Below are 388 nucleotides of genomic sequence, written 5' to 3'. Positions count from 1 at the left end.
CGGAGAAATTAGAAAAGTTGTATTTACAGGAAATCAAGGGACGGCCAAAAGTTTCCTAGCATACAGCATGCTTCATGAATTGAATCAGTATTTCTGGGATATCAGTCAAGGAGAAGAGAACTATCACCTTATGAAAAGTTGCTTGTACGTTGAATTAGAAGCAATAACAAGGATGATTATGGATTCTTTCGATGATAAGAGCAGTAAATATACACTGCAATATTTCGTTCAATTAATTGGACAAGCTGATTTCGTGGTATTAGATGATCTTGGGGCAGAAAGTGGATCAACGGATTCAAATAGACAGGCATCTGATTTCATTCAACGTCTTTTATATGCAGTATCAAACGCTAGACAAGGAATGAGTACGTTTACCACAACAAACTTT

At 36.3% G+C, this 388-nt stretch carries 1 pseudogene; it reads left to right on the top strand.

Features of this window, described 5'->3' with window-relative positions:
• Positions 1-388: pseudogene (locus tag ACS2CR_RS34455) on the top strand (ATP-binding protein); the annotation flags it as partial.

This window comes from Bacillus cereus group sp. BceL291, assembly GCF_051776705.1.
GTDB classification, from domain to species: Bacteria; Bacillota; Bacilli; order Bacillales; family Bacillaceae_G; genus Bacillus_A; species Bacillus_A cereus.
Note: the sequence above shows the minus strand (reverse complement) of the source record. Positions and strands in the feature narration are given on the sequence as shown.